30 protein-coding genes are annotated in these 25547 nt (G+C 53.0%); 3 read left to right on the forward strand and 27 right to left on the reverse strand.

Features of this window, described 5'->3' with window-relative positions:
• Window positions 1-363: 363 nt before the first annotated feature.
• On the reverse strand, window positions 364-1257 hold the full coding sequence (locus tag M1D70_RS27195; protein ID WP_456288441.1) for a hypothetical protein: 894 nt from the start codon (window positions 1255-1257) through the stop codon (window positions 364-366).
• 173 nt (window positions 1258-1430) lie between these two features.
• Between M1D70_RS27195 and M1D70_RS27200 the strand changes: the two genes are divergently transcribed.
• The gene (locus M1D70_RS27200; RefSeq protein ID WP_009594056.1) at window positions 1431-1796 is read left to right on the forward strand and encodes a YgzB family protein; all 366 of its coding nucleotides are present in this window, start codon (window positions 1431-1433) and stop codon (window positions 1794-1796) included.
• A gap of 131 nt (window positions 1797-1927) precedes the next feature.
• On the opposite strand, the gene M1D70_RS27205 is transcribed toward M1D70_RS27200, so the two are convergent.
• The 20 genes from M1D70_RS27205 to M1D70_RS27300 all read right to left on the reverse strand — a co-directional run bounded on the left by M1D70_RS27205 (window position 1928) and on the right by M1D70_RS27300 (window position 17343).
• Window positions 1928-3577: a glycosyl hydrolase family 18 protein gene (locus M1D70_RS27205; protein ID WP_456290507.1), complete on the reverse strand. Its 1650-nt coding sequence runs from the start codon at window positions 3575-3577 to the stop codon at window positions 1928-1930.
• Between the two features lie 188 nt (window positions 3578-3765).
• Window positions 3766-4185, reverse strand: coding sequence for a peroxide-responsive transcriptional repressor PerR (perR, locus tag M1D70_RS27210; RefSeq protein WP_009594041.1), 420 nt, complete (start codon window positions 4183-4185; stop codon window positions 3766-3768).
• Between the two features lie 87 nt (window positions 4186-4272).
• Entirely contained in the window at window positions 4273-5592 is a 1320-nt protein-coding gene (locus tag M1D70_RS27215) for a DUF4097 family beta strand repeat-containing protein (protein ID WP_009594051.1), read from the reverse strand.
• Between the two features lie 57 nt (window positions 5593-5649).
• Entirely contained in the window at window positions 5650-6267 is a 618-nt protein-coding gene (locus M1D70_RS27220) for a hypothetical protein (protein ID WP_456288442.1), read from the reverse strand.
• Window positions 6268-6463: 196 nt separating this feature from the next.
• On the reverse strand, window positions 6464-7177 hold the full coding sequence (locus M1D70_RS27225; RefSeq protein WP_119846411.1) for an MgtC/SapB family protein: 714 nt from the start codon (window positions 7175-7177) through the stop codon (window positions 6464-6466).
• Between the two features lie 48 nt (window positions 7178-7225).
• Window positions 7226-7684, reverse strand: a complete 459-nt coding sequence (locus M1D70_RS27230) for a GNAT family N-acetyltransferase (protein WP_456288443.1) — start codon at window positions 7682-7684, stop codon at window positions 7226-7228.
• Window positions 7685-7901: 217 nt separating this feature from the next.
• Window positions 7902-9341 carry an Asp-tRNA(Asn)/Glu-tRNA(Gln) amidotransferase subunit GatB gene (gene gatB, locus M1D70_RS27235; protein ID WP_456288444.1) on the reverse strand — a complete coding sequence of 480 codons (1440 nt, stop codon included), beginning with the start codon at window positions 9339-9341 and terminating at the stop codon, window positions 7902-7904.
• 30 nt (window positions 9342-9371) lie between these two features.
• The gene (gatA, locus tag M1D70_RS27240) at window positions 9372-10829 is read right to left on the reverse strand and encodes an Asp-tRNA(Asn)/Glu-tRNA(Gln) amidotransferase subunit GatA (RefSeq protein ID WP_009594131.1); all 1458 of its coding nucleotides are present in this window, start codon (window positions 10827-10829) and stop codon (window positions 9372-9374) included.
• A 20-nt stretch (window positions 10830-10849) separates the two neighbouring features.
• The gene (gene gatC, locus M1D70_RS27245) at window positions 10850-11137 is read right to left on the reverse strand and encodes an Asp-tRNA(Asn)/Glu-tRNA(Gln) amidotransferase subunit GatC (protein ID WP_009594109.1); all 288 of its coding nucleotides are present in this window, start codon (window positions 11135-11137) and stop codon (window positions 10850-10852) included.
• 174 nt (window positions 11138-11311) lie between these two features.
• The gene (locus tag M1D70_RS27250) at window positions 11312-11692 is read right to left on the reverse strand and encodes a hypothetical protein (protein ID WP_009594088.1); all 381 of its coding nucleotides are present in this window, start codon (window positions 11690-11692) and stop codon (window positions 11312-11314) included.
• A 211-nt stretch (window positions 11693-11903) separates the two neighbouring features.
• Window positions 11904-12680, reverse strand: a complete 777-nt coding sequence (locus tag M1D70_RS27255) for a hypothetical protein (protein ID WP_456288445.1) — start codon at window positions 12678-12680, stop codon at window positions 11904-11906.
• Window positions 12677-13600, reverse strand: a complete 924-nt coding sequence (locus M1D70_RS27260) for an ABC transporter ATP-binding protein (RefSeq protein ID WP_456288446.1) — start codon at window positions 13598-13600, stop codon at window positions 12677-12679. The genes M1D70_RS27255 and M1D70_RS27260 overlap by 4 nt, the downstream gene beginning before the upstream one ends.
• Window positions 13597-13791: a PLDc N-terminal domain-containing protein gene (locus M1D70_RS27265; RefSeq protein WP_009594094.1), complete on the reverse strand. Its 195-nt coding sequence runs from the start codon at window positions 13789-13791 to the stop codon at window positions 13597-13599. Before M1D70_RS27265 ends, M1D70_RS27260 begins: the two co-directional genes overlap by 4 nt.
• Window positions 13792-13827: 36 nt before the next feature.
• A complete protein-coding gene (locus tag M1D70_RS27270) occupies window positions 13828-14037 on the reverse strand; it encodes a hypothetical protein (protein WP_009594077.1) in 210 nt (69 codons plus the stop codon).
• Window positions 14034-14372 carry a YxlC family protein gene (locus M1D70_RS27275; RefSeq protein ID WP_009594083.1) on the reverse strand — a complete coding sequence of 113 codons (339 nt, stop codon included), beginning with the start codon at window positions 14370-14372 and terminating at the stop codon, window positions 14034-14036. The genes M1D70_RS27270 and M1D70_RS27275 overlap by 4 nt, the downstream gene beginning before the upstream one ends.
• Window positions 14356-14913, reverse strand: a complete 558-nt coding sequence (gene sigY, locus M1D70_RS27280; RefSeq protein ID WP_009594091.1) for an RNA polymerase sigma factor SigY — start codon at window positions 14911-14913, stop codon at window positions 14356-14358. Before sigY ends, M1D70_RS27275 begins: the two co-directional genes overlap by 17 nt.
• 236 nt (window positions 14914-15149) lie before the next feature.
• Window positions 15150-15341, reverse strand: a complete 192-nt coding sequence (locus tag M1D70_RS27285) for a hypothetical protein (protein WP_009594128.1) — start codon at window positions 15339-15341, stop codon at window positions 15150-15152.
• 179 nt (window positions 15342-15520) lie between these two features.
• Window positions 15521-16159: an MBL fold metallo-hydrolase gene (locus M1D70_RS27290; RefSeq protein WP_456288447.1), complete on the reverse strand. Its 639-nt coding sequence runs from the start codon at window positions 16157-16159 to the stop codon at window positions 15521-15523.
• 2 nt (window positions 16160-16161) lie between these two features.
• Window positions 16162-16728 (reverse strand): thioredoxin family protein, encoded by a 567-nt coding sequence (locus M1D70_RS27295; protein ID WP_036673129.1) that lies wholly within the window; start codon window positions 16726-16728, stop codon window positions 16162-16164.
• 3 nt (window positions 16729-16731) lie between these two features.
• Entirely contained in the window at window positions 16732-17343 is a 612-nt protein-coding gene (locus tag M1D70_RS27300) for a DedA family protein (protein ID WP_009594089.1), read from the reverse strand.
• A 185-nt stretch (window positions 17344-17528) separates the two neighbouring features.
• Here M1D70_RS27300 and M1D70_RS27305 point away from each other — a divergent pair, with 185 nt between their 5' ends.
• Window positions 17529-17843, forward strand: a complete 315-nt coding sequence (locus M1D70_RS27305) for a hypothetical protein (RefSeq protein ID WP_009594078.1) — start codon at window positions 17529-17531, stop codon at window positions 17841-17843.
• A 239-nt stretch (window positions 17844-18082) separates the two neighbouring features.
• Here the strand turns inward: M1D70_RS27305 and M1D70_RS27310 are convergent, their stop codons facing one another.
• The 5 genes from M1D70_RS27310 to yyaC all read right to left on the reverse strand — a co-directional run bounded on the left by M1D70_RS27310 (window position 18083) and on the right by yyaC (window position 24283).
• Window positions 18083-20230, reverse strand: coding sequence for an O-antigen ligase family protein (locus M1D70_RS27310; protein WP_456288448.1), 2148 nt, complete (start codon window positions 20228-20230; stop codon window positions 18083-18085).
• 364 nt (window positions 20231-20594) lie between these two features.
• Window positions 20595-21785: a class I SAM-dependent methyltransferase gene (locus M1D70_RS27315; RefSeq protein WP_456288449.1), complete on the reverse strand. Its 1191-nt coding sequence runs from the start codon at window positions 21783-21785 to the stop codon at window positions 20595-20597.
• 27 nt (window positions 21786-21812) lie between these two features.
• A complete protein-coding gene (locus tag M1D70_RS27320) occupies window positions 21813-22505 on the reverse strand; it encodes a DUF6483 family protein (protein ID WP_456288450.1) in 693 nt (230 codons plus the stop codon).
• Window positions 22506-22845: 340 nt separating this feature from the next.
• Window positions 22846-23637: an alpha/beta fold hydrolase gene (locus M1D70_RS27325; RefSeq protein WP_456288451.1), complete on the reverse strand. Its 792-nt coding sequence runs from the start codon at window positions 23635-23637 to the stop codon at window positions 22846-22848.
• A 106-nt stretch (window positions 23638-23743) separates the two neighbouring features.
• On the reverse strand, window positions 23744-24283 hold the full coding sequence (gene yyaC / locus M1D70_RS27330) for a spore protease YyaC (protein ID WP_456288452.1): 540 nt from the start codon (window positions 24281-24283) through the stop codon (window positions 23744-23746).
• Window positions 24284-24461: 178 nt separating this feature from the next.
• On the opposite strand from yyaC, the gene M1D70_RS27335 reads away from it, so the two are divergent.
• Entirely contained in the window at window positions 24462-24689 is a 228-nt protein-coding gene (locus M1D70_RS27335; protein ID WP_015737472.1) for a DUF1128 domain-containing protein, read from the forward strand.
• Window positions 24690-24795: 106 nt separating this feature from the next.
• Here the strand turns inward: M1D70_RS27335 and M1D70_RS27340 are convergent, their stop codons facing one another.
• Window positions 24796-25515: a pirin family protein gene (locus M1D70_RS27340; RefSeq protein WP_456288453.1), complete on the reverse strand. Its 720-nt coding sequence runs from the start codon at window positions 25513-25515 to the stop codon at window positions 24796-24798.
• Window positions 25516-25547: the final 32 nt, after the last annotated feature.

The raw sequence follows: 25547 nt of genomic DNA on the forward strand, positions 1-25547 counted from the left end.
ATCAACTTCTTTGTCTTTCGCCGAAAACTCATTTTCAGCGGCGACCTTTATAATATATCATGCTGCCCATCATTTCGTCAAGAACTTTTTTTGAGAACTTTTTAATTCGACATCTTCTTAACCGAATTATCAAAGTCCCTTTCGAAGGGGCGAGTTATAATGTATCACAGAAACAGCTGGCTCGTCAACATGATTCGCCAAATTATTTTTCGACTTCATGTAACAAAGTAATCGACACATGATTCGCTAAACCTTCCCCCTATCTTGATGTCACTCTCGTTAGATACTGTTTCCTGAGACGCGGTTTCATAAACGTTAGTATTAGCTTCTTCTGCACAAAAAAAGAAGGACTCCCGTCCTTCCTCATAAGTCGGTGTAGTACCGGATGGCTTCAGACCCGTAGGATCTGGATTCCCTCCATACCGGAACTTCCTTCACCAGCGACCGATACACCAATTTGCGCATCACGATCGGCAGCTCCTTGCATACTGGTGCCAGCTCAGGGTGGAGCACCAGCTCCTGTATCGTCCAAGGATTCCGACGGCTTCTTAATATGCGGAGCAATAGTGCAGAAGAGCTCTCCAGCTTGGATATCATGGAGAATTCATAGGCAAGCAAGGCCAGCTCTACCCGTTGTCCCAGCGTTTCCGTGCTGACCGTAAGCTCTTCATATAACTTGCGTACAGGTGTGTTTAATCCTGTAATCTGCTCCCAGACCGCCGATTCCGGATGAATCCCCCGCTCGATCAGCTCCAGCTCGCCCCAATGGTGCAGACCTTCCAATAGAGTATGGTAAGCATCCAGCACCCGCTCCTCCTTCAAAAGCATCTTGGCATCCATGTACTTTTGCAGGAAGTGGGCAAAGCCTATAAACAATTTTTGCTCCCGGAACGGTTCTGCGAACCTGAGGAAATCTCGTCGCAGATTGGAAAGGCGATCTTGATTGTCTTTTATGACATCCCCTTCCAGGAGGCATTTGATCAATACTTTGTCCGTGCCCCTCAGGAGCTCCCGATGCAATTCGTCCAAGCCGATGCTTAACACCTGACAGCGTTCCCCGCCTACGATAGAATGCTGGATGGGAGGCTCATCAGGCGTTCCGTCATACACGACAACAATATTGACCTCAAAATCGTGAACAAGTGATCCTCGCTGCATTTTGTCCGAATTACGGTATGCTATCGCTCCTACAGCTTCCTCATCAACCGTATTTCCATAATAAAAAGAAAAGTTGGTTAATTCCACGTTTCCCTCCATACATTCCTTGGCGAATTTCAGCCATTTCAGTTATAATGTAATTCTACATGTCCATGTAAGTTCCTTCTTTTAGGAGATAAGATCTTATAAGATGACAAACGGAATTCAAGATCTCATTTCTTGTTTCGCCTTATTTCATAAACAACTATTTGAATAGACAGGAGTTTTCGAGCATGATCTTTAAGAATGCAAAAATCAACGCCTTCCGCACATGGGGACTGCTGCTGACTATGCTCGGCATGGGCCTTATGGTGCTTGGCACGGCCGGTATCGTATTCTTTGGACAAGCAGGCAAAATATTTGCCGGTATCGGATTGGTGTTTGGCCTGATTATGATGCTGGGAAGTCTCGGCATTTACTTTTGGGCAGGCATGCTGTCCACGAGCGCCGTCCAAATCCAGTGCCCGGAGTGCAATAAACTGACCAAAATGCTGGGCAAAACCGACCGCTGCATGTTCTGCCATACGATTTTGACGCTGGATCCGAGCCAAGCCAACATCACAGCAGAAGAGCTTGAAGCCCAGCAAATCAAATCCTAACAAGGATTTGCAGAACCTGCTTATATGTAGGATTCGCAACGCTTAAGACGAATAAACACAAAGAACCCGGTTATCCTCGCGATAACCGGGTTCTTTGTGTTTAGGATGAGAATGATAAGTTCCATGGTTCCCTAATCATGTATCGTCTTAAGAACATGCCACGTTTCCGGGACGGCAAAGCTTCGATTCCAGGAAGCAATGCCGCCAAGCTCCAGCTTTTTGGCCATTTTGACCCGGGATTGCAATGAAGTGCCGTCTTCCATCCATATCTTCTTAATGGACTCTCCCTCCTCGAATTGGACATAATTCTGTCCGGTCCCGGCATCCAGCGAGCCTTTCACCTTCTCCTCCTTCAGCAGGGCCTGCAGCTTCTCCATACCAATCGCTTTGGAGGACACTTTCGTCTCTCCCGCTTCGCTCGTTTCGGTCCAGACCCGCGTATACAACGGTACGCCCAACACCAGCTTGGATGGCGGGACTGCATCTTCTTCCAGGATTCGCCTTACCGACTGCTCAGCCCATGGCAATGAGGAGACCGATCCCGCTTTCGGACTGGTGGCCCAGTGCTCGTCATAGGCCATCACCATCATGTAATCAACGGTTTCGCCGAGTCGTTTCCGGTCGAGAAAGAGCGACCACATCTCGCTGTTCGATTTGGGCGTAACATCGATGGACACAATCAAACCTCTGGCTTTGGCAAGCGGCTTCATTTCCCGCACGAATTGTACGACATGATCTTTATCCTTGGTGTAGACATTTTCAAAGTCGATATTGATACCGTCGAGATTGTATTGCTTGGCATAAGCCAGCATCTGTTCAATGATATGGGATCTTTTATCGAACGTAGACAGCGCTTCGGTGGTCAGGTCAGGGTCGAAGCTGTTGTCCATGAGACCCCAAACTTCCTTGTTCCTGTTATGCGCCCAACTCACATACTGCTTAACCGCTTTGGATTTGACCGTTCCTTCTCCGTCCACGATGCTGAACCAGGTCGGACTGACCACGTTGACACCAGGCAGTTCGCCAATGCTATCCGTGCTCGGATTCTTGGTGTAGACGGCTTCCCATACCAGGTTGACCGACTTGTCCTTCCATTCCAGCTCAGCCCGCGAAGGGATCTGCTTCAGAGCCGGAATTTCCTTCAGTTCCCCAAGCTCGATCTGCTCTTTAAGAACATATCCCGTATACCCGTTATCCGCCTGAACGAAGAACCATCCCTCCTCTTCGCGCCATACCCGAAGCCGCTCGCCGGCCGGCATGTCCAGTACGATCGGGGACTTCTTCTCCCCGCTCTCGCGCAGAGCAACGGTGTCCTCGGGTTTACCGGGAGCCGCCTTCGCAAGCTGAATCGCATCCCCGGCGCGCATCAAAATGACCGCGCCTGTTGCCGAGTCTTCGTGAACGGCCACCCCATAATGCTGCTTGAGCGGCTTCAGCGGAACATAAGCAATGCCGTTAACCAGTTCAGGCGCATAAGGCAGGGTAACCGCTTTGCCGTTCAGTTCCCCCTTCAGACTATCCATCTTCATGCGAAAAACCGATTCGGAAGTCGTAATAATAATCGATTCCGTTTCCTGCTCGAAACGGATGTTGGCATCCACGCTCTCCTGAATTACCGTTATCGGCAGCAGCAGCTCTTCGCCAGATCCCAGAGCAGGATGCTCCTTCAATTCGCCCTGAACGAAAATCGGCTTGTCCATTCCGCGCCAGTCCGGTACGGTATAGGTCTGGTTCGGAAACAACGTGGTGACAACCCACCAGACCCCCGCCGCAATCAGCATCAGCCCTAGATAAAAAGAGCTTCTGTTTGTACGCCTCTTTTTTCCCCGATATCTTCTTCTTGCCAAACTGCTCCCCCATTTCACTTTCGCCAAATCGCCCCAATGCCATCGCGAAAAAATAAGCCCTTAAAAATAAAAACGTGTGGAATGGTTCATTCCGCACGTTCATCATCTATAACAACCGGCGTCTATTGACAGGACTTGCAGAGCCCATACAGCTCCATTCTCAGTCCTTTTACTTCAAATCCGGTGCTTTTCTCAGCCTGCACTCCCACATCTTCGAGGGACGGATAGCTGAAATCTTCGATTTTGCCGCAACTTTGACAGATGACATGATGATGGTCGGAGACGTTGGCGTCAAAACGACTCGAATTGTCTCCGTACGTCAGCTCGCGCACCATGCCGGCTTCAATAAACATTTTTAAATTGTTGTATACTGTGGCTACGCTCATACTAGGAAAATTAGGTTCCAGAGCCCGATAAATATCATCCGCTGTCGGATGGCCCATAGATTCCACCAAATACGTTAAAATCGCATGACGTTGCGGCGTGATACGGACACCGGTCGTTTTCAGTTGTTCCAGCGCATGCTGTACGGACGTTCCCATGGTTGCCCACCGCCTTCAAGTTTAACTGGTTTTTACAAAGCATAGATCGCTCTTACGCTTTATTGTACGGCGTTTCTTGGATTGTTGTCAATCCGGCAGAGGCGTCCAGCCCCCGCTGTTCCGGCCTTCCTCCTGTTCCGGGTAGCTCCGGTAAATGTTCAGGTTACTGTTACCTTCAATGCGAATGGAATGCTCGCCGGTGCCGGATTCCCCGGAAATGGTTTTCTGCTCGATCTTAAGATTAGGCAGCGTGGTCAGAATTCTTCCGTAACTAATCGTCCCTTCAAGCTTGTAATCGCCCTCGAGAGGAACGTGAAGATTCATCTCTCCAACCGCGCTATATACATTCCAATCGCCTCCGATCCGGGGGGAACGAATGGCTACTCCGCCATTAAGGGACTCGGCGCTTAATTGCGACTCCGCACCGCTGATCAGAATATTGCCGTTCCTCGTCTGGACCCGGATATGATCCGTCGTTCGCTTGACCGTCATGTTTCCTACTTGCGTGGTCAAGTCGGTCTCGCCCGTGATGTCAACGGCCAGCATATTCCCGCGGTTGGTGGACATTTTAACATTACCGATAACGCCGCGCGCGGTCATTTCGCCGTTCAGCGTTTTGCCTGTCACATTCCCGTAGACCCGATCCATCGTGATAGGCCCATTCCCGCTCTCCAGCAAAATATTCTCAATCGCTTCCACCCGGTTTAAGGTAATCGCTCCGTTCATCGTCCGTATCTCAAAATTGAACCGGCGATCATCCGGGACCGCGATATTCAAATTCATTCGGGGCTGCCGTTTACCCGATTCTCCATAGGCTTTTCCCTTGGACCGAATCGTGATCGTCTTGCCTTCCCCGACCTCGATCGTCGACTGCTCGGCGATCGCCTCCGCTACACCAGGCTGCTCTCGGTCGACCCACACTATCGCCTCCACCCGGATATCGTCGACGTCCTGCCGCGTGATGGAGATATCTCCGTTCAAGTGATCGACGATGATCTTCTCGGTATTGAGCTCCACCGGTATATCCAGTGCCGGCTTCTGGAACCGGTTATCTTCCGCTTCGCTGTAATCCACGCCCGCTGCCGTCAAATTCAGGCTCACCCGGTTCCAGAGATGAAGGAAATGCTCCTGCTGGGAAATCACGAATACGGACGCCGTAACGGCGACTGCCAGCAGAATCCCCCGAATATCCGGCCGAAACCGAAATTCCCTACGACGGCCCAGGGCTCGGGACAGTGTATACCTGACGATATATTCAACGCCGAGCAGGATAAACAGCAGCGGCCACCAACGCTGGAGCATGAATATATAATCCGTCCCTCTCCACTCGTCAAGCAGCAGCAAAGCGCCCGTACTGACAAGCAGCAAGGCGGCCGTATATCGCCCAACTCTGATTTTATGTTTCATCCGTCTCCTCCCCTCGTCTGATTACGCGGCTTTCACCCATGTGCCGCTGTACGTGTACTATAGGGATTTTCTCTTGTCTTTATGATGCCTGAGAGCTTCCCGGATCCCGGCCCAAATCCCGATAACGATGAGCACGACGGCGGAGGCCTCCGCACCGTAGTCGCGAATTCCCTGCTGCAGCCAAGGCGGCTTCTGGTGAAACAAAATGAGCAGGGACCCGGTAACAACCAGCATCAAGCCAAAAGCGATTCCCCGCTCGCCGCGAAACAGATGAATAGCCCCGTTCCCTCTTCCGTCACCTCCGGAAGCAGCGGCTGCCTCGCCGCGTCTTTTTCGGGAAATAATATATTCGGCTGCCTGCAGCACGTCAAACACGTTATAGAAATAACCGATCGGAATCAGAAGCCCCAGCACGACAAGCAGCGGAACGTTGATCTGCATGCCGATGGAAGAGAAATATAAAAGCGCCGATATATCCAGCAGCAGCAGCATGATGAACGTGATTCCCCTACGGTACATGCCGAGGTACAGATGACCCAGCCCTGGAATGAGTGCGGCTAATAAAAGCGCGTAGAATTTCCGTCTTTTTCGCTGAAGTCCGGGATGCCGCTTCATCCGAATCGAGCGCCTTTTTTTCTTGCGGACTGCGGTTTGCGTTTCGGTGGTTGGATTCATAACCTACTAGCCTCCTTCCAAACATCAAGGGACTGGCGTTGTTTACCGATGTTTTTCTTTGATAGTACCCCAATGCGAAGCCGAAGTAACTGGCAAAAAACTGGATAGGCCATTCAGGAGAAGCTGATAAGCCTACAAAAAAACGGCCCTGCCGGTAATTCAGCAGATGCCGTTTGGTTATGATGATGGAAGCCGATTATTCAGCCGTTACCATCGTTACGTGGCCGATTCCCCGCAATTGCCGGGTGATCTCCATCGGTTCGAATTTACGGTCGGTCAAGACTTGCAGCGAAATTTCGAGTCCTAGCACCGCAGGCTGCAATTCCCCGTATGCCGCATTGCTCCGCTCGTTTACGACGAGCTTCTTGATCACGAATTCCTGCTCCTCCAGAACTGCCGATATGTCATCCAAAATATTCGGCGTATTCGCCGCATGCAGGGTGATCAAATGCAGTTTGCTGCCGCGGATGTACCGCTGCTCCAGCTTATTAAAGACCACCAGGTTCAGAAGGATCAGCACCGTGGATACAATCGACGCAAAATAAAACCCGGCCCCTACGGCTAGCCCCACGGCACCCACAACCCAGATGGACGCGGCGGTCGTTAATCCGGTAATGGATTTGCCTGTAAACAAAATGGTGCCGGCGCCAAGGAACCCGATCCCGGTAATGACGGCCGTGGCCAAGCGCGCAGGGTCGATCCGAACGTTAATCTCGGCAACGAAATCGGAAAAACCGTAAATGGATAACAGCATAATAAGCGCAGAGCCCAGACACACCAAGATATGGGTGCGCAATCCTGCCGCATGGTTGGAACGCTCCCGTTCAAAACCGATCAAGCCGCCAAGCAGCATAGCCAGCAGCAATCGTAATAATATGGATACATTATCTATCACCCAAGGATTAGTCAAAAGAACGATACTCCCCTCACGTCACGTCTGTCGAATATGCGATATCATTCATTGTTTATGAAGATGGAACTCGGTCAATTCCACGCCCGGGGCAACCTCGAATGCATGGTCCCTCACGAACCCGAATTTCTCGTACAAGGTCACAGCCGGCGTATTGCGCGTCCCTGTCGATACCGTGAACATCGGCGCCTCCTTGTAGCTTTCCAATACATGGCGAATTAAACTCCCCGCGATACCTTTGCGAAAATGACCGGGATGGACCATCATCCGCGATATGGTGACCTGATCCTCTTCGGGCTCCACCGCTATGGCTCCGATAAGATCCCCTTCTTCATTTATATAACCAAAAAAGGTTTCCCCGCTCGCACGGATCGTCTCAAAGGTGTCCAGCAGCGGAGGAATTTCCGAGAATCCGATCAATTCGGCTTCCAAAGGGTACGCCATGTGCTGCAGGCTCCATATCTGCTGCACGGTATCCCGATCCTCCAAGGATAGTTCCTTAATCATCCATTCATCCCCTAACCGAGTTATTGTAAGAAAAAAATCATCGGCGTACTTTCAAAGAAAACAGACCGCGTTTAACGGTCGTTTTTCTTGCGATATCAGGCAGCAGCCCTTCCGAAGTTCATACTTTCTGATATCTTAAAAAGGAACTTGCCCCGATTTCGGGACAAGCTCCACATCTTCTAAAAAAATGATTCGAGGAAAAACCCCGGATCGGTAATTATCCGTTCAGCACCTCAACCAGCAGTTTGTTGGCGAGGGCCGGGTTGGCTTTCCCTTTGCTCTCTTTCATCACTTGACCAACCAGGAAGCCGATCGCCTTCTGTTTGCCTGCCTTGTAATCCTCCACGGATTGCGGATTGTTCGCGACCACCTGCTCAACGATGCCCTTGATCTCACCTTCATCGCTGATTTGGACAAGTCCCTTTTCCTCAACGATTTGCGCAGGCAGCTTGCCGCTTTCCAGCATCTCCTTAAAGACGGTTTTCGCGATTTTGCTGCTGATGGTCCCCTTCTCGATCAAGCCGATCATCTCGCCCAAGCCTTGACCCGTCATCTTCACTTCAGACAGCTCCAGATTGTTCGAGTTCAAATAACCCAGCAGATCGCCCATGATCCAGTTGGATACGGATTTGGCATCCTTCGTGTAGTTCAAGCTGTCCTCAAAAAAGTCGGCGAGCAGCTTGGATGACGTGATGACCGCTGCATCATAGTCCGGCAAGCCGTACTCGGAAGCATAGCGGGCCTTGCGGGCATCCGGAAGCTCGGGGATCGTCGCGCGAACCGCCTCTTTCCACTCTTCGCTGATATGCACCGACACCAGATCCGGGTCCGGGAAATAGCGGTAGTCGTGCGCCTGCTCCTTGCCTCGCATGGAGAAGGTCTTCGCCTGGGCTTCGTCCCAGCGCCGCGTTTCCTGTACGATCACGCCGCCTTCATCAAGGATTTCCGCTTGACGGAACTGCTCATATTCCAACCCGCGCTGCACGCCGCGGAAGGAGTTCATGTTCTTCAGCTCGGCTTTCGTTCCGAATTCCTTCTGTCCCCATGGACGAAGGCTGATGTTGGCGTCGCAGCGAAGCGAGCCCTCTTCCATCTTCACGTCGGATACGTCGCAGTACTGCATAATCGCGCGCATTTTCTCCAAGTATGCCTTGGCTTCCTCCGGCGTCGAGATCTCCGGTTCGGACACGATCTCAACGAGCGGCGTTCCGACCCGGTTAAAGTCGACCAGCGATGCATAACCTCCGTCGACGTGCGTGAGCTTGCCGGCATCTTCCTCCAGGTGCAGGCGGGTAATGCCGATCCGCTTCGTCTTCCCGTCCACCTCAATATCGATCCAGCCGTTCTCGCCGATCGGCTGATCGTACTGGGAAATCTGGTATGCTTTCGGGGAATCCGGGTAGAAATAGTTCTTGCGGTCGAATTTGCTGACATCGCCGATGGTGCAGTTCAGCGCCATGGCAGCCTTTATGGCATATTCCACAGCCTGGCGGTTCAATACGGGCAGAACGCCGGGATGGCCAAGGCAGATGGGACATGTATGCGTGTTCGGCGGAGCTCCGAACGCAGTGGAGCAGCCGCAAAATATTTTGGAATGGGTATGCAGCTCTACGTGAACTTCCAATCCGATAACCGTTTCATATTTAGATGTAGACATCGATTGTTTCCCTCCTTCTCTGCCGCCGGTTTACAGTTCAGGGCGCCGTTTATGATGATCTGTATTTTGCTCGTAGGCATGCGCTACGCGCAGCACGGTCGACTCATCAAAGGCTTTCCCGATAATTTGCATTCCTACGGGCAGTCCGTCCGCGAATCCGCAAGGGACGCTTACTGCCGGCACTCCCGCCAGGCTGACAGGAATCGTCAGGATATCGTTCAAATACATCGTCAGCGGATCATCGACCTGCGTCCCCAGCTTGAAAGCCGTAGTCGGAGCCGTTGGTCCGATGATGACATCATATTGCTCGAATACTTTATCGAAGTCCTGCTTGATGAGGGTACGGGCTTTCTGCGCCTTCAAATAATAGGCATCGTAATAGCCCGAGCTGAGCGCGTAAGTCCCCAGCATGATGCGGCGTTTCACCTCATCCCCGAAGCCTTGGCTGCGGGATTCGTGATACAGGTCGATCAGGCTGCCTGCATTGTCGGAACGAACGCCGTAACGTACGCCGTCAAAGCGGGCCAGATTCGAGGAAGCCTCCGAAGAAGCAAGCAGATAATACGTAGCGACCGCATAATCGGTATGCGGCAGGGAAACTTCGTCCCAGGTAGCGCCCAGCGATTCAAGCACCTTCAGCGCGTTCAGGACGGTTTCCTTCACTTCGGCGTCAACGCCCTCGCCCAGATACTCTTTAGGCACGGCGATGCGCAGACCGGCAACGTCTCCGGACAATGCGCTCAGATAGTCGGGCACGTCCACTTTGGCGGATGTCGAATCCATCGGGTCATAACCGGCGATGGCTTGCAGGACATAGGCAGAATCCTCTACGTTTTTCGTCAAAGGCCCGATCTGATCCAGCGATGAAGCGAAGGCGACAAGACCGAACCGGGATACGAGTCCGTAGGTCGGCTTAAGTCCCACGACACCGCAGTAAGAAGCCGGCTGCCGAATGGAGCCGCCGGTATCCGAGCCCAGCGCGAAGTAAGCTTCGCCGGCAGCCACGGCCGCAGCCGAGCCGCCGCTCGAGCCGCCTGGTACCCGGTCCAGGTCCCATGGGTTGCGCACGGGATAAAAGCTGGAGTTCTCATTGGAGCCTCCCATTGCAAATTCATCCATGTTCAGCTTGCCGATCGTTACGGTGTCCGCCGCACGCAATTTACCGACAACCGTCGCATCGTAAACCGGCGTGAAGTTAGACAGAAACTGACTTGCGCATGTGGTGCGAAGCCCTTCCGTTACGATATTGTCCTTAATTCCGACAGGAAGTCCGAACAACAGTCCGCGCGTCTCCCCAGCAGCCAGCTTGTCGTCCAAAGCCTTGGCCGATGTACGCGCGCCTTCCTCGTCCAGCGTAATAAATGCCTTTACCCGATCCTCACGTTCGGAAATACGGGTAAACGCTTGGTCGACCAGATCGGTTACGGAAAGCTCCTTATTCTGCAGCTTATTATGTATCTCCGATAACTTGTAATCAAACAGACTCAAGTGTGTATCCTCCCTCCAGGCTATTCCAAAACAGCAGGTACTTTAATTTGATCGTCTTCTTCATCCGGTGCGTTGAGCAGCACTTTCTCGATCGGCAGGCTCTCGCGCACTTCGTCTTCCCGCATGACATTGCTGAGGTGCAGCACGTGCGTAGTCGGCTCAACGCCGTCCGTATCCAATTCGTTTAATTTCTCGGCATATTGTAAAATCGCATTCAGTTGGCCGGTAAACATCTGCTCTTCTTCAGGCGTCAAATTTAATCGGGCCAGCTTCGCTACATGCTGAACATCCTTATCGGTAATGCTCATGGCTTTGCGTCCTCCTTCATGCCCCTATCCAGTTAAAGGGGTAAAGTCTGTCTCGATAACTTTTCTCATTATATTGTAGAAGCATGGAAGATTCAATCCAATGGCTTGAAGCGTGGAGCTTTCAGGAACTGGTTGCCTCTCACTTCAAAAAAGAGTCGGCCTCAGCCGACTCTTCTAGATCCAAGCGCGAAGATTCACCTGTTTGATGAAGTCCGCCTGGGACATTGCTTCCTTGGTTTCCTCTTCCTCTTCAACACTTTCCAACTCGCCGTTCATCACTTGACGAAACAGCTTCTCATTATATGTCGACAGGGCGAAATCGATGAGCGCTTCCCGCTCGACCCGCTCGGCTTCCTGTTTCAACACGATTGATTCCAGCTCTACATCATCCGCCGGAACAAAAAAATTACGGTTGAGGCTCGGAATCCGAATGACGTAATCGAACGCATTGTCCGGATTTCGGTCATACGCGATGATATAACCGTATTGACCGATTGGAAGATTCTGCTCAAAGGCATCCGCAACGATTGTGATCTTTTCCCCTAAACGCAGCATCGTCTACCTCCTGAGTTGTCTATCCTTTTTCAAGCGATAAGAAAGTATAAACTTCTATGGCTAATCATCCTTATTTCCCAAGAAAACTTCCGCTATATGCGGTCTGTCTTCCGAAAAGTAAGTCGATTGCCGTTTTCTTATCTTCATAGTCTACTAAAAAAAGATAGAGATGTCCATGTGATTCACATAAAACCTGAATCTCCCATGGAAACTAGGATTGCGGGGACAATGGGCTCCGTCTGAGCAGCCTCGCGGCAACGATAATCGACAGCACCATGAGCAGTATTGCCACGATTATCGGAGACCAGACGTTGCTCCCTTCGCCGACAATCCGCTCCGCGGCCATGCTGCTTAATCGGCCCGGGTTCCATTGAAGGCGGGAGGGCAGCAAACCGGACAAGAGCGAAAGCGCGCCGGCCACCGCCAAGCTGATGAAAGCAGCAGCAGGCCCGCGGAGGACGGCGCCGAGCGGCAGGGCAAGCGTTACGATCCAAGCCAGCCATACGACATACAAGCCCCCGCCGCTGGCCACCGCCCCCCATTCCAAGGGACCGATGAGCAGATGCGTGTAATACGCTGCGCCGCCAAGCCCAAGCGCAAAGGATGCGGCTACCAAAGTCATCATGGCGGCCCATTTGGCAGCCATCATGGGAATCGTGGATACCGAGCGGGCAAGAACGAGCTCAGCCGTGCCGGTGGCCCTTTCTCCTGCTACCGTGTTCATCCCCGCAAGCACAAGCACTAGCAGGCCGATAACGCTGAATTGGCTTAAGGCTGATGCCATCACGCTCTCGGCGGACGGGACGGTAAATAACGCCGCCGCTTCCGGCGGCACTTCTCCGGCCATGGTCAGGATTTCCGGCAAATAATAGGTCGATACCGGCTGCATAATGCCAAGCAGCAGAAAAACGGCGGGGACCCAAATCCATTTATAGGTCCGGCCGGACTCAAGCATCTCTTTTTGATAATAGATCCAGAACGGCTTCATGAGCCCACCACCTTCATAAACATATCCTCGAGCGTAGACGTGCCGGCTTCAAAACGAAGCAGCTCGATTCCGCCGTCGGCAAGCTCTTGGATTAAAGCGGCACGCGCCACCTCCATATCCGTCACCATCAGCTTGGCGCCGCGTTTGCCGAGCTCGATCTCTTGCACATAAGGACGGTTCGCGAGACTGTCGAGCCAAACAACTTCCCGCTCCCCCGGTTCAACATCAATCGATAAGACCGGCTGGCGGTATTTCGTGCGAAGTTCGCTAAGCGCGCCCTTCTCCGCAATCTCCCCGTCTACCATCAGTATCATGTCATCGCAAATTTCCTCCGCATCATGAAGCACATGGGTCGAGAACAGAACGGTGACTTCCCCTCGCAGCCGGTCGAGCAGGTCCATAACCTCCCGGCGTCCGATCGGGTCCAGCGCCGATACCGGCTCGTCCAGCATGATCAGCTCCGGCTCGTGCACAAGCGCCTGTGCGATGCCAAGCCGCTGCTTCATTCCGCCGGAATAACCGGATATCCGGCGTTTGGCAGCCTCCTGCAGGCCCACCATCTCGATCACTTCCCGACTTCGCCGAAGGGCCTCTTTTCCGGACAATCCCGACAGCTTGGCACTAAATGACAAATATTCCATGCCTGACATCCAGCCATAAAACTTCGGATACTGCGGCAAGTAACCAATCCGGTGACGCCAACTGTCCGTATGTCCATCTCCCGATCCATATCGAATCTCGCCTCGGGTCGGAGGAATCAATCCTGCCAGCATTCGCAGCGTTGTCGTCTTCCCTGCGCCGTTCGGTCCCAGCAGCGCCGTACAGCCTCCGCGCTTCAATTCAAACGAGATGCCTTTAACCGGCATGATGCTTCCGATGCTTTTGGTCAGTTCATGAATACTAAGAAGTTTCTCCGTCAAGCCTCTCGCCTCCCCGCAATAAAATAAGCAATGCTGCCAAGAATGTTACCCAGCAATATAATCAACACCCACATCCATCTCGGCCCACGTATGTTTGCCGGCTCTGCCCGAAACAAAGATAGAAGACCCGTGACCGCAAGAATCGCTTGCAGTGCAAGGATCGGCCAGATCAATCCCCAGTTAATATCCATAACAATCCCCCCATGTTCCATATTTAATGAAGAAGCTTAAGACTCGCTGCCGTCTTTACGAATGACGAATATCCAGTAAAAGAGCAGCGGTAACGGCATCGTCGTAGACCCCCATATCCCCCAGAACCAAGCCATCTTGCCAAGCCCCCGCTTCCTTGCATCCAGGAAAAGCCATGTCCCTTGGATCAGCACCAGCACAACGGCAAGGACGATCACTACCAGCGGGCTCTCGTTCACTTCATTCATCGGATTCCCTTCTTTCCGGCAGATCTCAGGCTTTTGGAAAATACAAGAACGGAAATCCCCGCGACCATGCCGAACCCGTGAATAAACAGCAGGATCATCGGCGCTGCCAAGGCAGCCATCAATCCCCCGCCGACGATAAAGAGCGCAACCAGAAGAAAGAGAAGCAGCTCGTATTTCATCCTCTTCCGTTTGCGTTCCAAGGTATGAACGGCCAACGCATGCATTCCTTCCAGGGATGGGGATGGCGCATCTTCAAACAATTGATCCACCCGCTTCATTTCCTGGTTCAATTCTTCAATCCATTTTTCATCCTCATGTTCAGGTCCTTTGACCATCGTCACCCATCTCCTTTCGCAGCTGTTTAATGCCGTAGGCGGTCCGCGATTTCACCGTTCCTTCGGGGATTCCGAGCATCGTTCCGATTTCCTCGTAGCTGTAGCCGTAATAGTGCTTCAGCAGGATGGCAATCCGATGATCCTCGGATAATCGGGACAATCCATCCAGCATATCCGTCCAGTCTTCTCCCCGCCGCTCCATCTGCCAGCGCATCCGCCTTGCCGATTGAACCGCCTCCTGCTCCAGCCATTTCTTCTCCCGTTTCTTTCGCCGGGTATTATCGATGAACAAACGGGTAGCAATGGTAATCATCCAAGAGGAGAAGGACGAAGTCCCGTTGTAACGGTTCATATTCTCCATGCATCGAACGATGGTATCCTGCGCGGTATCTTCGGCAAGCATCGGGTCCATCGTCACTTTCAGCAAATATTTATAAAGGAAGGAGTAATGCTGCTTGAACAGCAGCGCCATGGCAGCAGCATCTCCTAACTGCGCTTGTCGTATCAAATCCTCTTCGCCAGGGATCATGATTGAAACCATCACCTTCTTTCGCCTTCGCCTGTAATACGAATAACTGCAGCCAATCGTTCAAACGGTTATTATATTTATCGTGTACCAAATGATGTAATTTATATTGATGCCTCCGAATGCTTCTAAAATTCCTTATGGTATCCGTAAAAAAACAAAAAAAAGCAGCCGGCTGGCCCGGCTGCAGTCTCCAATCGGAGGATCATTGTTTCTCACTTCATGATGAGGGTGTCATGTTAGCGGTCCACCTATTGATTCAATCTGATAACCTGCAGCCGATGATGCCATGGCTGCTGCGCGATCCCTTCATCCTTCACCAGCCTGTCCCAGACAACGGATGAAATATCCGTCTGGCCCCGCCGGCGGAACTCCGGTTGCCGATCAATCGCTTCGCTTCTTGTAACATTCCCGTTCAGCAGCGATAGATGATCTTTCCTCACTGGCGCTTCCCCCTAATCACGTCCATGCCAAAAAACTCCCCATAAAATAAAAGAACGCAAACCGGGATGAATTCCACAGTCTGCGTGCTTCGCAATGGGTAACATTTAATTAACCGTATTGTATCAATCTTGTCTATATTTGTCCAGACAAAGTTTCCCGATTTATGTCGGATGTTATCCTACCTGCTCGCAGGAACATAAGGATTCCGCTGCTTTTCATAGCCAATGGTGGTCCGTGGCCCGTGGCCGGAGTACACAACGACCTCATCCGCAAACGTATACAGCGTGTTCTGAATGGAATCAACCAAATCGCGTTCACGGCCGCCCGGAAGATCCGTTCGCCCAACGCCTAGACGGAACAGCACATCGCCGGAAAACAGATCATTTCCGCACTTGAAGCTCACGCTTCCCGGCGAATGGCCCGGTGTATGAAAGACCTTGAAGGTATGCCCGATTAGCTGCAGCTCCAGCCCATCGGCCAAATCATACTCCGCCGGCTCGGTGGACAGCGGTCCGGTGACCTGAGGCCACATCAGCGAACCGTTAAGCTTGGGACTGGCCAGCCATTCGCTCTCCAAGGTGTGGAGATAGACAGGACATTCCTTCAGCTTGCGGATCTCCTCGACGCCCCCCATGTGGTCGAAATGCGCATGGGTCAGCAGGATCGCTTCAATCTCCAAATCGGCTATTCTCTTCACAAGGGGCCCCGGGTTCATGCCAGGATCGATAATGATCGCTTTGCCTTCCACAGGCCCTGTCAGTAAATATGCATTCGTCTGAAGCGGTCCTAAATTAAAGGTCTCAATATGAAGTGTCATGATTAGAACCCTGACATCAGTTCACGCAATTCCTTAATGATGGCAGCGTGAAACTCATACCCTTCCCCGTAGGCTTGGATGATGCTTTGCCGCGTGACGGCAAGGTTGTCCTGATAGTCTGAGGCTTCACGATCCGGATTGTTCTGCTTGAACTCAATCATAAACTTCTGAACATGCGCCGGACGCGGTCCCCATGTGCCGAGGACATGTCCCCCGGTATCCGAAATGATAACAACCGGAATGGAACGGGCGCCCATAGTCAGGAACTGATCCATGACATCCAGATTCTCTTCCATAATCAGCACTTCCGTCTCAATTCCCGCGGCCTCCATCGCACGGAATACGACAGGAATATTGCGCGCAACATCGCCGCACCAATCCGCTGCCAGAATGAGGACACGCAGATCATCCCTGAAATTGAGGCTTTCAAAAAACTCTTTATCCTCTTCATTCTCCCATTTAAACTGCTCGTAGCCTGCCTTGAACGTCTCCTGGTTCTTCTGCATGCCGTCCATGAATTGCTGCGGAGATATGCCCGTACCCAAATGATTTGCCATATTCATACTCATTCGTTATTTCGACCTCGCCTTCGCTGATTTTATCCATTTTATCAAAAAATAAAGAATCATGACGGCTAATGCGCCCAGCAGAATTTCCCGAACGTAAGGCCCTGCCTTCTCGTCGATATGCTCCCACTGGTCGCCCAGAAGCAATCCGAGGTATAAGAATAATGCCGTCCACGGAATAACCGCTAGGGTGGTCAACAGCGTAAACCTGCCCACATGCATTTTGGATATGCCCGCCGGGATGGAAATCGCATGTCTTACCACCGGTACAAACCGAGCCGTAAATATAACGCCGGTACCATACTTGCCGAACCATTCCTCGGCGTAGTCGATATGCTTCTTCTTAATCAGTATGTACTTCCCGTACTTCTCCAGGAAGGGCCTCCCCCCGTAACGGCCGATCCAATAAATGAATAACTGGGCGAGCACGCCGCCAACGGTACCAAAAATCATGGCACCGATAAAATGAACCTCCCCCATGGAAACCAGATAACCGCCATAGGCGAGTACGATCTCGCTTGGGATGACCTCCACCATTAATCCGAGCATGATTCCGAAATAGCCCAGCTGCTGGATCCATTCAAACAGTCGGCCCACAGCCTCGTAAAAGAATTCCACGCTTGTCCCCCGCCTTCCTACTGCGTTGATTTCTAGTACTAGCCTATTCTAACATAGCCCGGGACATGCCTTCTACATGCCTTCTACATGCCTTCTACATGCCTTCTAATGCGCCCAATTATGGGCGGCGCAGTGACTTTCGCCCGTTTCGGGACATATGGTGAAGCAAAGGAGTGAGTTAAAGCATGCATTCTCCCCATGCCAAACGACCGGGCAGCAAGCCCCCCTCCCCGCGCGGGATACGGCGGGCCTGCAGCAAAGAATTATACCGTACGACCAAGCGGCTCAAGCTGTACCTTCCTCCGGAAACCTTAAAGCAAGGAGAGGAATTGTATTATCGGAAGGTCATCGGAAACCTGATCTGGATTCACGAAAACTACAGCAACAAAAAACTGCTGTGCGACTGGTGGGAAAAAGACGTCTGCGGCGAGCTTGCCGAGCTCTGGCAGGTTCCGGAGCGCCAACTGGCCTCCGCTTTTCGGGATGCCTTCGGGGGATGACACAGCCCCCTCTCTTCTCCGTCACACCGTGAGAAAATGCGACAAAAGACTGCATTTGGATCGTCAACCGAAGATCGATAGGTCGGTCCTTTCTACACCGTTCGTTCTAAGGCGAGCCATCAAAGCGTCGTCAACGCCATGAACTGCCGCCCCTTCATGGTACCGCATCAGGAGAGGCATCCCCGCAATCGGTTGCGATTCGGCATGATTCGCCATATCCTGTGCGGGGATAACGGATATCAGGGCTGCCTTGCAGCATGCTCCCGTTCTCCCCATGTCATCGTGTTATCGAAGCGGTTGGCCTGCCGAGCCGCAAGCACGGACAGATGAAAGCCACGGTCATTTCGAAAAGGATCAAGCTCATGAAGGGCGGCCGCAAGAAAGCGATAGCGCTTCAAGGTATCCCATCCGGCCCGGGCCGCGTCAACCGCTCTGGCGGAATCTCCCGCCCTGCGGTGCCAGTCCGCAAGGGCGGCCAGCTTCAGCACGGCCCGGGTTTGCTTGACCGGATTGAAACGATCCAGTTCGATCCCCCTTTTGAACCATGCCGCCGCTTCCTCCGATTCGCCTCTTAGGGAATAGCCTTCTGCCAGCCTCCAGCTTAAACCCGGGTGATTCGGCGCATGTTTCATGCTTCGTTCCAGCAGCGGAATCCGCTCGCTTGGGGGAAGCCATGCCGAGAGCTTTATGGCCGCATCCGTATTGGCGGGGTTCCACTTCAACGAGGATCGGAGGAGCACGATCTGCCGGCCTGGCGGCTCTGATGCGGCCCACCGCTCTTGGAGCTCGCTGATGCCCAGCGCCGCGGCGAGGAAAGTCCAAGCCACGATCGGGAGAATGACCATAACCCTGGAACGGGCCCCCTTCCCTTCATAGCCGGTTTGCAGTTGATTCCATCGTTTGAACGGCCGGGGTAGCCGAGTTGCCATAGATCCAAGCTGCGGCGCCTCATCGGGGGAACCCCCGGCCAAGCCCATTACCGTAAGCCACAATAGGAGCAGCCATACCAACCCGAAGCCCCAATCGAAATCCACGGACGCATGTCCGATCAGCACGAGGGCGGGGGGCATGAATCGGGAGCTTGCCGCGATGAGCTTAGCAACCATAAAGATAATCAGAATAAGGACAAGCAGCAGCCCAATGACTCCCGTATTCAACAGGATATCCATATATCCGTTGTGCACCTCGGCACCCACATAGGGCTGGGACTGAATGGCGAGATAGGATTGCCGCCACGTCTCCCCTCCCCGTCCCAGCCACGGCGACGACCGGGCCAGCTGCCAGGCGTCGCTGTACATGAGGCGGCGCGCGCTGAGCGTTGCCGCGCCGCCCAGGGTCCGATCCTGCACCTGGAGCAGGATCACGACCATCGCTGCGGCTGCCAGCAAGGCCGCAGCTCCCAAGGCCCCGGGCGCGGCGTAACGCCGCCCGGGCCCTCCCCTGTGCCGCCAGCGGCACAGCAGCAGGCCGGCGAGGACGCCGCCGGCCCAAAGCCCGGCCAGCCACAGCAGGCCGGGCAGCAGGGCTGGCGCCAGCCTGGCATCCGCCAGCTGGCGGTACAGCAGCGCCGCGCTCGCCACAGGCGCGGCGGCAGCCACCAGGAGCGGCGCCAAGGCACGCCGCTCCTTGGCGAAGCCGGCCGCGCACGCAAGAGCGGCCGCGAGCCAGGCGCCGCGCGACTCCGTTAGGAGCAGCGCGGCAGTGTAAGGCAGCAGCGGCAGCAGCGCAGCCGCTGCGCGGAGCGTGCCCGTCCGGTTCCGCAGGACGGACGGCAGCGCGAACAGCCGCTCCAGCAAAAAGGCGGCCATCACCGCACCGAACGTGTTCGGGTACTGAAGCAGGCCGCCAAGCCTCGCGCCAGTCGCGCTAATGTCCGCATCCGCCGTATGATAGATCCCATACGGCAGCTCCATAAGCCCGTATACGGCAAGCAATGCGCTGCCGCACAGCACGGCGCCCAGCAGATGCCAGCCGGCATGCATGATCCGTAAGCCGGGGCCTGTACGGCACGTGCGCCAAGCAACAATGGCAAAAGAACCATAGCTTCCCCACAGGATGATCTCCTTCATCGTGCCTTCCAGAGAGAGGGGGCGCCCTATCCCGTGAAAGACGTAGATGAGAAGGATTGCGCAGATGCAGCCAAGAACCACCCGCAATTCTCTGTCTGAAGGAACCGCCTCCGGCAGTTTTCCCATGCCATGATTCTTCCGGCGGCCTTGAACGGCACCCTGCCAATCGGCTCCCGTCATGAGCAGCAGAAGCACGCCGAAACCCGCTCCGATCCAATATATATCCTCGTCAAAAAACATTCCGCTCCGGATACTGGCAGCAAGCCCCAGCCCGATCAGCATCATCCCGCAAACACGATGCAGGGTATTCGATGCCATTACACCACGCCCCGTTCAAGAAAGAATGCGTAACCCTTCTCCGTTTCCGCCACTTGCACGCTCCCGCCCCTCCGAGTGCTGAGCATGAAACCCACCTAATAGCCATTGTGGACAAGGACGGTCGGCGTTATTCTTGATTCAATGTTGGCGATCTCATCGAGTGCTGTAAGGCCCGCATGATTCTCTAGATCAAGGCTTTGATCGCCATCGCAAAAAGACGTCTATCGACGTACATTCTTAGAAGAATCACCGCGTTTAGACGTTTGATTCTCTTGCGATAACTGGAAGACCGGCTCCGAAGTTCCTATTTCCCATCAAAAAAAGCGATGAACGTGCGCGCTCGCACGTTCATCGCCAATCCGGTTCAACGCGATTCCATTTCCGTATTCGGGAGCAGATCCTTGCAAGCCCGTTCAAGGTACGGCGAGGCACTTAAAAAATCGCGAAACGCGGTATACTCCTGCCATAGTTTATTCCGATCTCCGGCAGAACCGCTGACCGCACGGATCAAAATATTCTTGGGCGTATGTTCCATATCGATAAACTCCAGCAGCTGCGTCTTGTAGCCCATCAGGTCGAGGAGCTTGGCCCGAATGGCGTCCGTGGCAAGAGCTGAGAAGCGTTCCTTCAAGATACCGTGGGACAGCAGCGGCTCCATGACTGGGCTCTGGACTTGGGCGAACAGCTCGTGCTGGCAGCAAGGCACCGACAGAATCACCGAAGCCCCCCAGCGGACCGCTTTTTCCAGCGCCGCATCGGTTGCCGTGTCGCATGCATGCAGCGTGACCACCATATCCACCTGCTCCAGTTCGTCATATTCCGCAATGTCGCCGACAAGAAACCGCAATTGAGTATAATTCAGTTTTTTCGCCAGCATACTGCAGTGTTCGATGACATCCGCCTTGAGATCCAATCCGACAATATTCAGCTTTCTGCGCGCGGTTACCGCCAAATAGTGATACAAGGCGAAGGTCAGATAGGATTTGCCGCAGCCAAAATCGACGATCGTAAGCGGACGGTCCTCCGGCAGATGAGGGAGGACATCCTCCACCATCTCCAAGAAGCGGTTGATCTGTTTGAATTTATCGTATCTGCGGGCAAATACTTTGCCATCCTCGCCCATGATGCCCAGCTCCACCAGAAACGGAACCGGCTCTCCCTCTTCAAGAATGTACGTCTTTTTCCGGTTATGCGACAAATCCGTTTTGGTCTTGGAAGCGGATTTGGTCAGAATCGAAACCTTGTATTTCTTCGAAATCAGAACCTGATAGTCCGCTTCCGGCGTATAGATCATCGCTTGCCGGAATACATTTTCGAACATATCCAACAGTACGGCCTCCGCCTCATCCGCAGGCACATTCTGATGGGTGACCTTGGTTGCGGAATAATAGGCGAGCTGATAGTGCAGCTTGTTCTTGAGCTCTATGGGCTTAACCGTTACTTTGCTGTAGGTCATGCCTTCCCGCTTACGAAGCTGGCTTAGCGTAGCCGTAATCAATGATGCTTCTTCCATGATGTTATGAATCAATTTTCTTAATGCATCCAAAAGGTACATCTCGCTTTCTTTTATGTTATAGACAGGTTAATCGAGGCCGGGAATCGGTTTATCTCCGTCCACCGCCGCATGCGGAAAACGGCGGTGGAGCTCGTCCATGCCTTCCTCGACTTCCTCCAGCGGAAGCCCGCCTTTTGCCAAATCCTCGGGCCGTTTCTGCTGCAATCTTTGATAGAACCTTACGGCTTCGTCATATTCGATCTTACCGCTATCCAGCAGTTGGTACAGGGTATTCTCCGCTTCCGCGAACATCCCCTGCTGCTCCGTATACGCATAATAATCCAGCATCGCCGTTTCGGGCCACGCGTAAGCCCTTAAACGTTCTTTCACCAGACCGATTCGTTCCGTCAACCCGATCAGTTTCGGATCCGCCCCTTGCAGGGCTGACTTCAAATATAACTGAAAGACCTTGGTATAGAGCATAACGGCTTCTTCTTCGCGCTCAAGCTCGAGCAGCAGCGATGCTTCCTCTTCCATCAGCCTAGCGGCACTCTGCAGCTTGTCCGCTTCCAGATAACCATGATTACGAAAGAGCTGCTCGATATCGGCTGCGGACAAGGAGCGAAGCAGCCCTGAATTTAGCCGGAACTGCCGTTTAAAAAGCTCATCCAGCTCCCATAAAGCCTCGGTGTGCTTGCGCTCCTGCTTGAGCGAAAACACTTTGGCTATCATCTGTGTCATATCCTCAATAAGCCGCACAAGATAATCCCTGCGAAACATGCACTCGCCCCCAACCTGCATCCGTGCCGGATGCAGCGAATTGTTGACCTCATCTTTAACCTTCCGGTAATTCCCGCTGCCAAGGAACTTAGGACCGGCATGCCCGGCAGCTTCGGTGAATCCCCTGCAGGTGCATTCATGCCGGGTCTATCCCCAATCCGGATCACGATTAAATTGTAGGCTATCCGGGAGCAGAATTCCAGTAGCCGCCTTCCTGCCCGTTCACGCTTGTTTCAGGCGGGGTCCGGAAGCGATGGAGGGTCCACTGCAACTGCAGCCCAGAATGCAATAAACGGATACCCCGCAATAGGAGTATCCGTTTATTATAAACGATATGGATTTATTCTTGCTCCAGCCGTCCCATGAAAGCGGAAATGACTTCGCCGAGCTTCTCGGGCGTCTCCATCATACTCATATGACCCGCGCCTTCGATCACGATCCGGGTTACGTTGTCATGGTCTGTGGTAAAGGTGCGCTCCGCCGGAATCAAGCCGTCCTTCTCTCCTGCCACAAGCAGGATCGGCAGCGTGGATGCCGATAGCACATCTCGCCGGTCCGGCCGCTCGCGCATGGCCAGCGCCGCACCTATCGCTCCTTGCGGCGGCGTAAGGTAACCGATCTCCTTCGCCCGCTGAATGCATTCCGGCTTGGTTTCCTTCGTATCCGGAGCAAACAGGCCCGGCACCAATCCGTCAACAAAAGACGTAATGCCCTCCCCTTGGATGGTGCTGACCGCTTTCACCCGTTTCTCCTTCGCTTCATCCGAATCCGGATAGCCCGTAGAATGGATCAAGCCAAAGCCGTTCAATCGAGAAGCGTAGCGCTGGGCGAAGGAGAGCGCTATATATCCTCCGAGGGAATGACCGAGCAACGCCGCCTTCGGAATATCGAGCTCATCCATCAGTAGCAGGACGTCGTCCGCCATTTGTTCGATGGTATACGATCCCATCGGTGCATCGGACCGCCCGTGCCCCCGGAGATCCGGTACAATGACTCTGAAGCCTTGAAGATATGGCAGTACCTGTTCCCAATAGGCGGAGCTTCCGCAGAAACCGTGAAGCAGAATGACCGGCTCACCTTGTCCCTGATCCACGTAGCAAATCGTGCTGCCGTTGCATTGTACTTTTTCCATAGCGATACCCTTCTTTCTATTCAGCGATGCCCTAGGATAGACACCCATTATTTTATAAAGAATGAACTATTATTAAACAAAAACAACCCCGGTTGAAACGCGTGTCTTACGGCCTAAGGCCAAAGGCCGCCGCGGCTTGCTTCGCTATCTGCTCCGCCATTCCCATGACCTGGTAAAGGGACGTCACTTGGAGGGTCCAATACGGCTTCGGTCCATGAACGTTCACGACCGCTGCCACGCTGTAGTCTCCCACTGCCGGCAGCTTCCCGCCGACGGATTGGGCCGGCGCCAGCGGACCTTCGCTTGCAAAGAAATAACCGACGGAAGAGGATTGTCCCAAGCAAGCATCAATGGCAATAACCACCTGATCCTCGGGTATGCCTTGAAGCTTTGCCTCAAGATTGAAAGCATCACATGGTTCGGGCAGCGTGCCGATCACCTGCGGAAAACCGTATTCCACAAGCCGGCTTCCAGTCAACGGACCGAGCGCGTCACCTGTGGAACGGTCGGTGCCAATACATAAAAATACGATGCTGCCCAGCGCATGGCGCTGCGAAATCCCCCGAAAAAAATCGGCCAGTTCATGGCCCGACATCTTGGCTTTGGCAGCATGCACGCTTGGCGTCTTGCCGGCTTGTTCGCTCATGACGGACCTCCTTGATTAAATGGTTCGATGATTCGCATCGCTGACGGTGAAGCGTTTTTTTCTGATTTTAACCTATCTTCCTCACCGATGGCAAAAACATTGGTCGAGCCGCACGCTAACATGTTACAATACAGGGATGAAAATCGTAAATCCGCCTAAGAGAGGATGGTGTTATTCCATGGATTTGAGTGAAAAATCCCAAGCCAATGTCGAGTATATGATCGAACAGATTAAAACGAAGCTACGGATGGCTACAGGCGCTGCCATGCAGGCCTCTGCCTTCTCGGTTAACCAATATGACGATATTTATGATCTGTACGATATGGTCATGAATAAACAGAATCTTAGTATTTCGGAAGTGGAAGCCGTTGTATCCGAGCTTGGACAGCTCCGCGGAAACCAGTAGGACGGTATCTTCACGAACGTTGAGTGTATTCTTAAGAAGCGCTTTTGTCATCACAAAAGCCCCGGGTACTTGCGAATCTCGCAAGTCCCGGGGCTTTCTGTTTACGTTATGGCATATCGATAAGGACCATTTCCGAGCTTCCCTCACTGGAGTTCCCCCGGAAGGTCAGCTCATGACGACGCTGTATCCTTGCCGCATCGCCCGCCTTAATATCGAATACGCCGTCTTCCGATGATATTACGACATCACCGCTTATGACGTATAGATGCATTCTACGATCCCCGGCCAGACTGTACGTCAGTTCTTGTCCGGTCTCCAGTATGCTGCTGTACATCACAACATCCAGCGACTGGGGCAGGCTCGACTCACCATTGCCTGAACCGATGATCGGAAGCATCTGGTTCAATTGCTGTTCTTTTGTGAAATTGCTTTGATGGTGACTGGTCTCAAGGCCCGGCTCCGCAGGGAGAAACCACATTTCCAGATAGCGTACGTCCTCCGAAGATGAGGCGTTCCTCTCGGCATGGTACACGCCGGAGCCTGTATTCACGACATGAATCGTACCGGGCGTAAGCTCCATGAGCTTCCCTGTATCATCCTCATACGTCAACGTGCCTTCCAGCACCAAATGCACAATCACCAAATCATGATGAAACCTGCGATCAAACCCCTCCATCGGTTGGAGCACGTATTCATTATGCGCCAGAAGGCTTCCAAAGTGCTCGTTATGCGGGTCTGTATAATCACCAAAAGAAAAGCTGAATTCGCTATGAATACCGTCTTCATGGGTAGTATGTCTTTCCGCTGCCGTCATGATTTTAATCATGGCCGGTCACCTCCGCCTTTTTTACTATTCAA

The sequence above is a fragment of the Paenibacillus sp. AK002 genome, from assembly GCF_053903045.1.

What these genes read in the sequence shown, in the direction of transcription:
- M1D70_RS27295 (WP_036673129.1), bottom strand. Translation starts at nt 16,728, where the DNA reads ATGAGTATGAATATGGCAAATCATTTGGGTACGGGCATATCTCCGCAG.
- M1D70_RS27265 (WP_009594094.1), bottom strand. Translation starts at nt 13,791, where the DNA reads ATGGATATTAACTGGGGATTGATCTGGCCGATCCTTGCACTGCAAGCG.
- M1D70_RS27230 (WP_456288443.1), bottom strand. Translation starts at nt 7,684, where the DNA reads ATGATTAAGGAACTATCCTTGGAGGATCGGGATACCGTGCAGCAGATA.
- perR (WP_009594041.1), bottom strand. Translation starts at nt 4,185, where the DNA reads ATGGGAACGTCCGTACAGCATGCGCTGGAACAACTGAAAACGACCGGT.
- M1D70_RS27335 (WP_015737472.1), top strand. Translation starts at nt 24,462, where the DNA reads ATGGATTTGAGTGAAAAATCCCAAGCCAATGTCGAGTATATGATCGAA.
- yyaC (WP_456288452.1), bottom strand. Translation starts at nt 24,283, where the DNA reads ATGAGCGAACAAGCCGGCAAGACGCCAAGCGTGCATGCTGCCAAAGCC.
- M1D70_RS27215 (WP_009594051.1), bottom strand. Translation starts at nt 5,592, where the DNA reads ATGAAACATAAAATCAGAGTTGGGCGATATACGGCCGCCTTGCTGCTT.
- sigY (WP_009594091.1), bottom strand. Translation starts at nt 14,913, where the DNA reads ATGGTTTCAATCATGATCCCTGGCGAAGAGGATTTGATACGACAAGCG.
- M1D70_RS27325 (WP_456288451.1), bottom strand. Translation starts at nt 23,637, where the DNA reads ATGGAAAAAGTACAATGCAACGGCAGCACGATTTGCTACGTGGATCAG.
- M1D70_RS27250 (WP_009594088.1), bottom strand. Translation starts at nt 11,692, where the DNA reads ATGCTGCGTTTAGGGGAAAAGATCACAATCGTTGCGGATGCCTTTGAG.
- M1D70_RS27310 (WP_456288448.1), bottom strand. Translation starts at nt 20,230, where the DNA reads ATGGCATCGAATACCCTGCATCGTGTTTGCGGGATGATGCTGATCGGG.
- M1D70_RS27205 (WP_456290507.1), bottom strand. Translation starts at nt 3,577, where the DNA reads ATGCTGATTGCGGCGGGGGTCTGGTGGGTTGTCACCACGTTGTTTCCG.
- M1D70_RS27315 (WP_456288449.1), bottom strand. Translation starts at nt 21,785, where the DNA reads ATGTACCTTTTGGATGCATTAAGAAAATTGATTCATAACATCATGGAA.
- M1D70_RS27320 (WP_456288450.1), bottom strand. Translation starts at nt 22,505, where the DNA reads ATGTTTCGCAGGGATTATCTTGTGCGGCTTATTGAGGATATGACACAG.
- M1D70_RS27290 (WP_456288447.1), bottom strand. Translation starts at nt 16,159, where the DNA reads ATGACACTTCATATTGAGACCTTTAATTTAGGACCGCTTCAGACGAAT.
- M1D70_RS27270 (WP_009594077.1), bottom strand. Translation starts at nt 14,037, where the DNA reads ATGAATGAAGTGAACGAGAGCCCGCTGGTAGTGATCGTCCTTGCCGTT.
- gatC (WP_009594109.1), bottom strand. Translation starts at nt 11,137, where the DNA reads ATGAGCATTACCGATAAGGATGTTCAGCATGTAGCGAAGCTGGCCCGA.
- M1D70_RS27305 (WP_009594078.1), top strand. Translation starts at nt 17,529, where the DNA reads ATGCATTCTCCCCATGCCAAACGACCGGGCAGCAAGCCCCCCTCCCCG.
- gatB (WP_456288444.1), bottom strand. Translation starts at nt 9,341, where the DNA reads ATGTCTACATCTAAATATGAAACGGTTATCGGATTGGAAGTTCACGTA.
- M1D70_RS27200 (WP_009594056.1), top strand. Translation starts at nt 1,431, where the DNA reads ATGATCTTTAAGAATGCAAAAATCAACGCCTTCCGCACATGGGGACTG.
- M1D70_RS27340 (WP_456288453.1), bottom strand. Translation starts at nt 25,515, where the DNA reads ATGATTAAAATCATGACGGCAGCGGAAAGACATACTACCCATGAAGAC.
- M1D70_RS27220 (WP_456288442.1), bottom strand. Translation starts at nt 6,267, where the DNA reads ATGAATCCAACCACCGAAACGCAAACCGCAGTCCGCAAGAAAAAAAGG.
- M1D70_RS27195 (WP_456288441.1), bottom strand. Translation starts at nt 1,257, where the DNA reads ATGGAGGGAAACGTGGAATTAACCAACTTTTCTTTTTATTATGGAAAT.
- M1D70_RS27255 (WP_456288445.1), bottom strand. Translation starts at nt 12,680, where the DNA reads ATGAAGCCGTTCTGGATCTATTATCAAAAAGAGATGCTTGAGTCCGGC.
- M1D70_RS27275 (WP_009594083.1), bottom strand. Translation starts at nt 14,372, where the DNA reads ATGGTCAAAGGACCTGAACATGAGGATGAAAAATGGATTGAAGAATTG.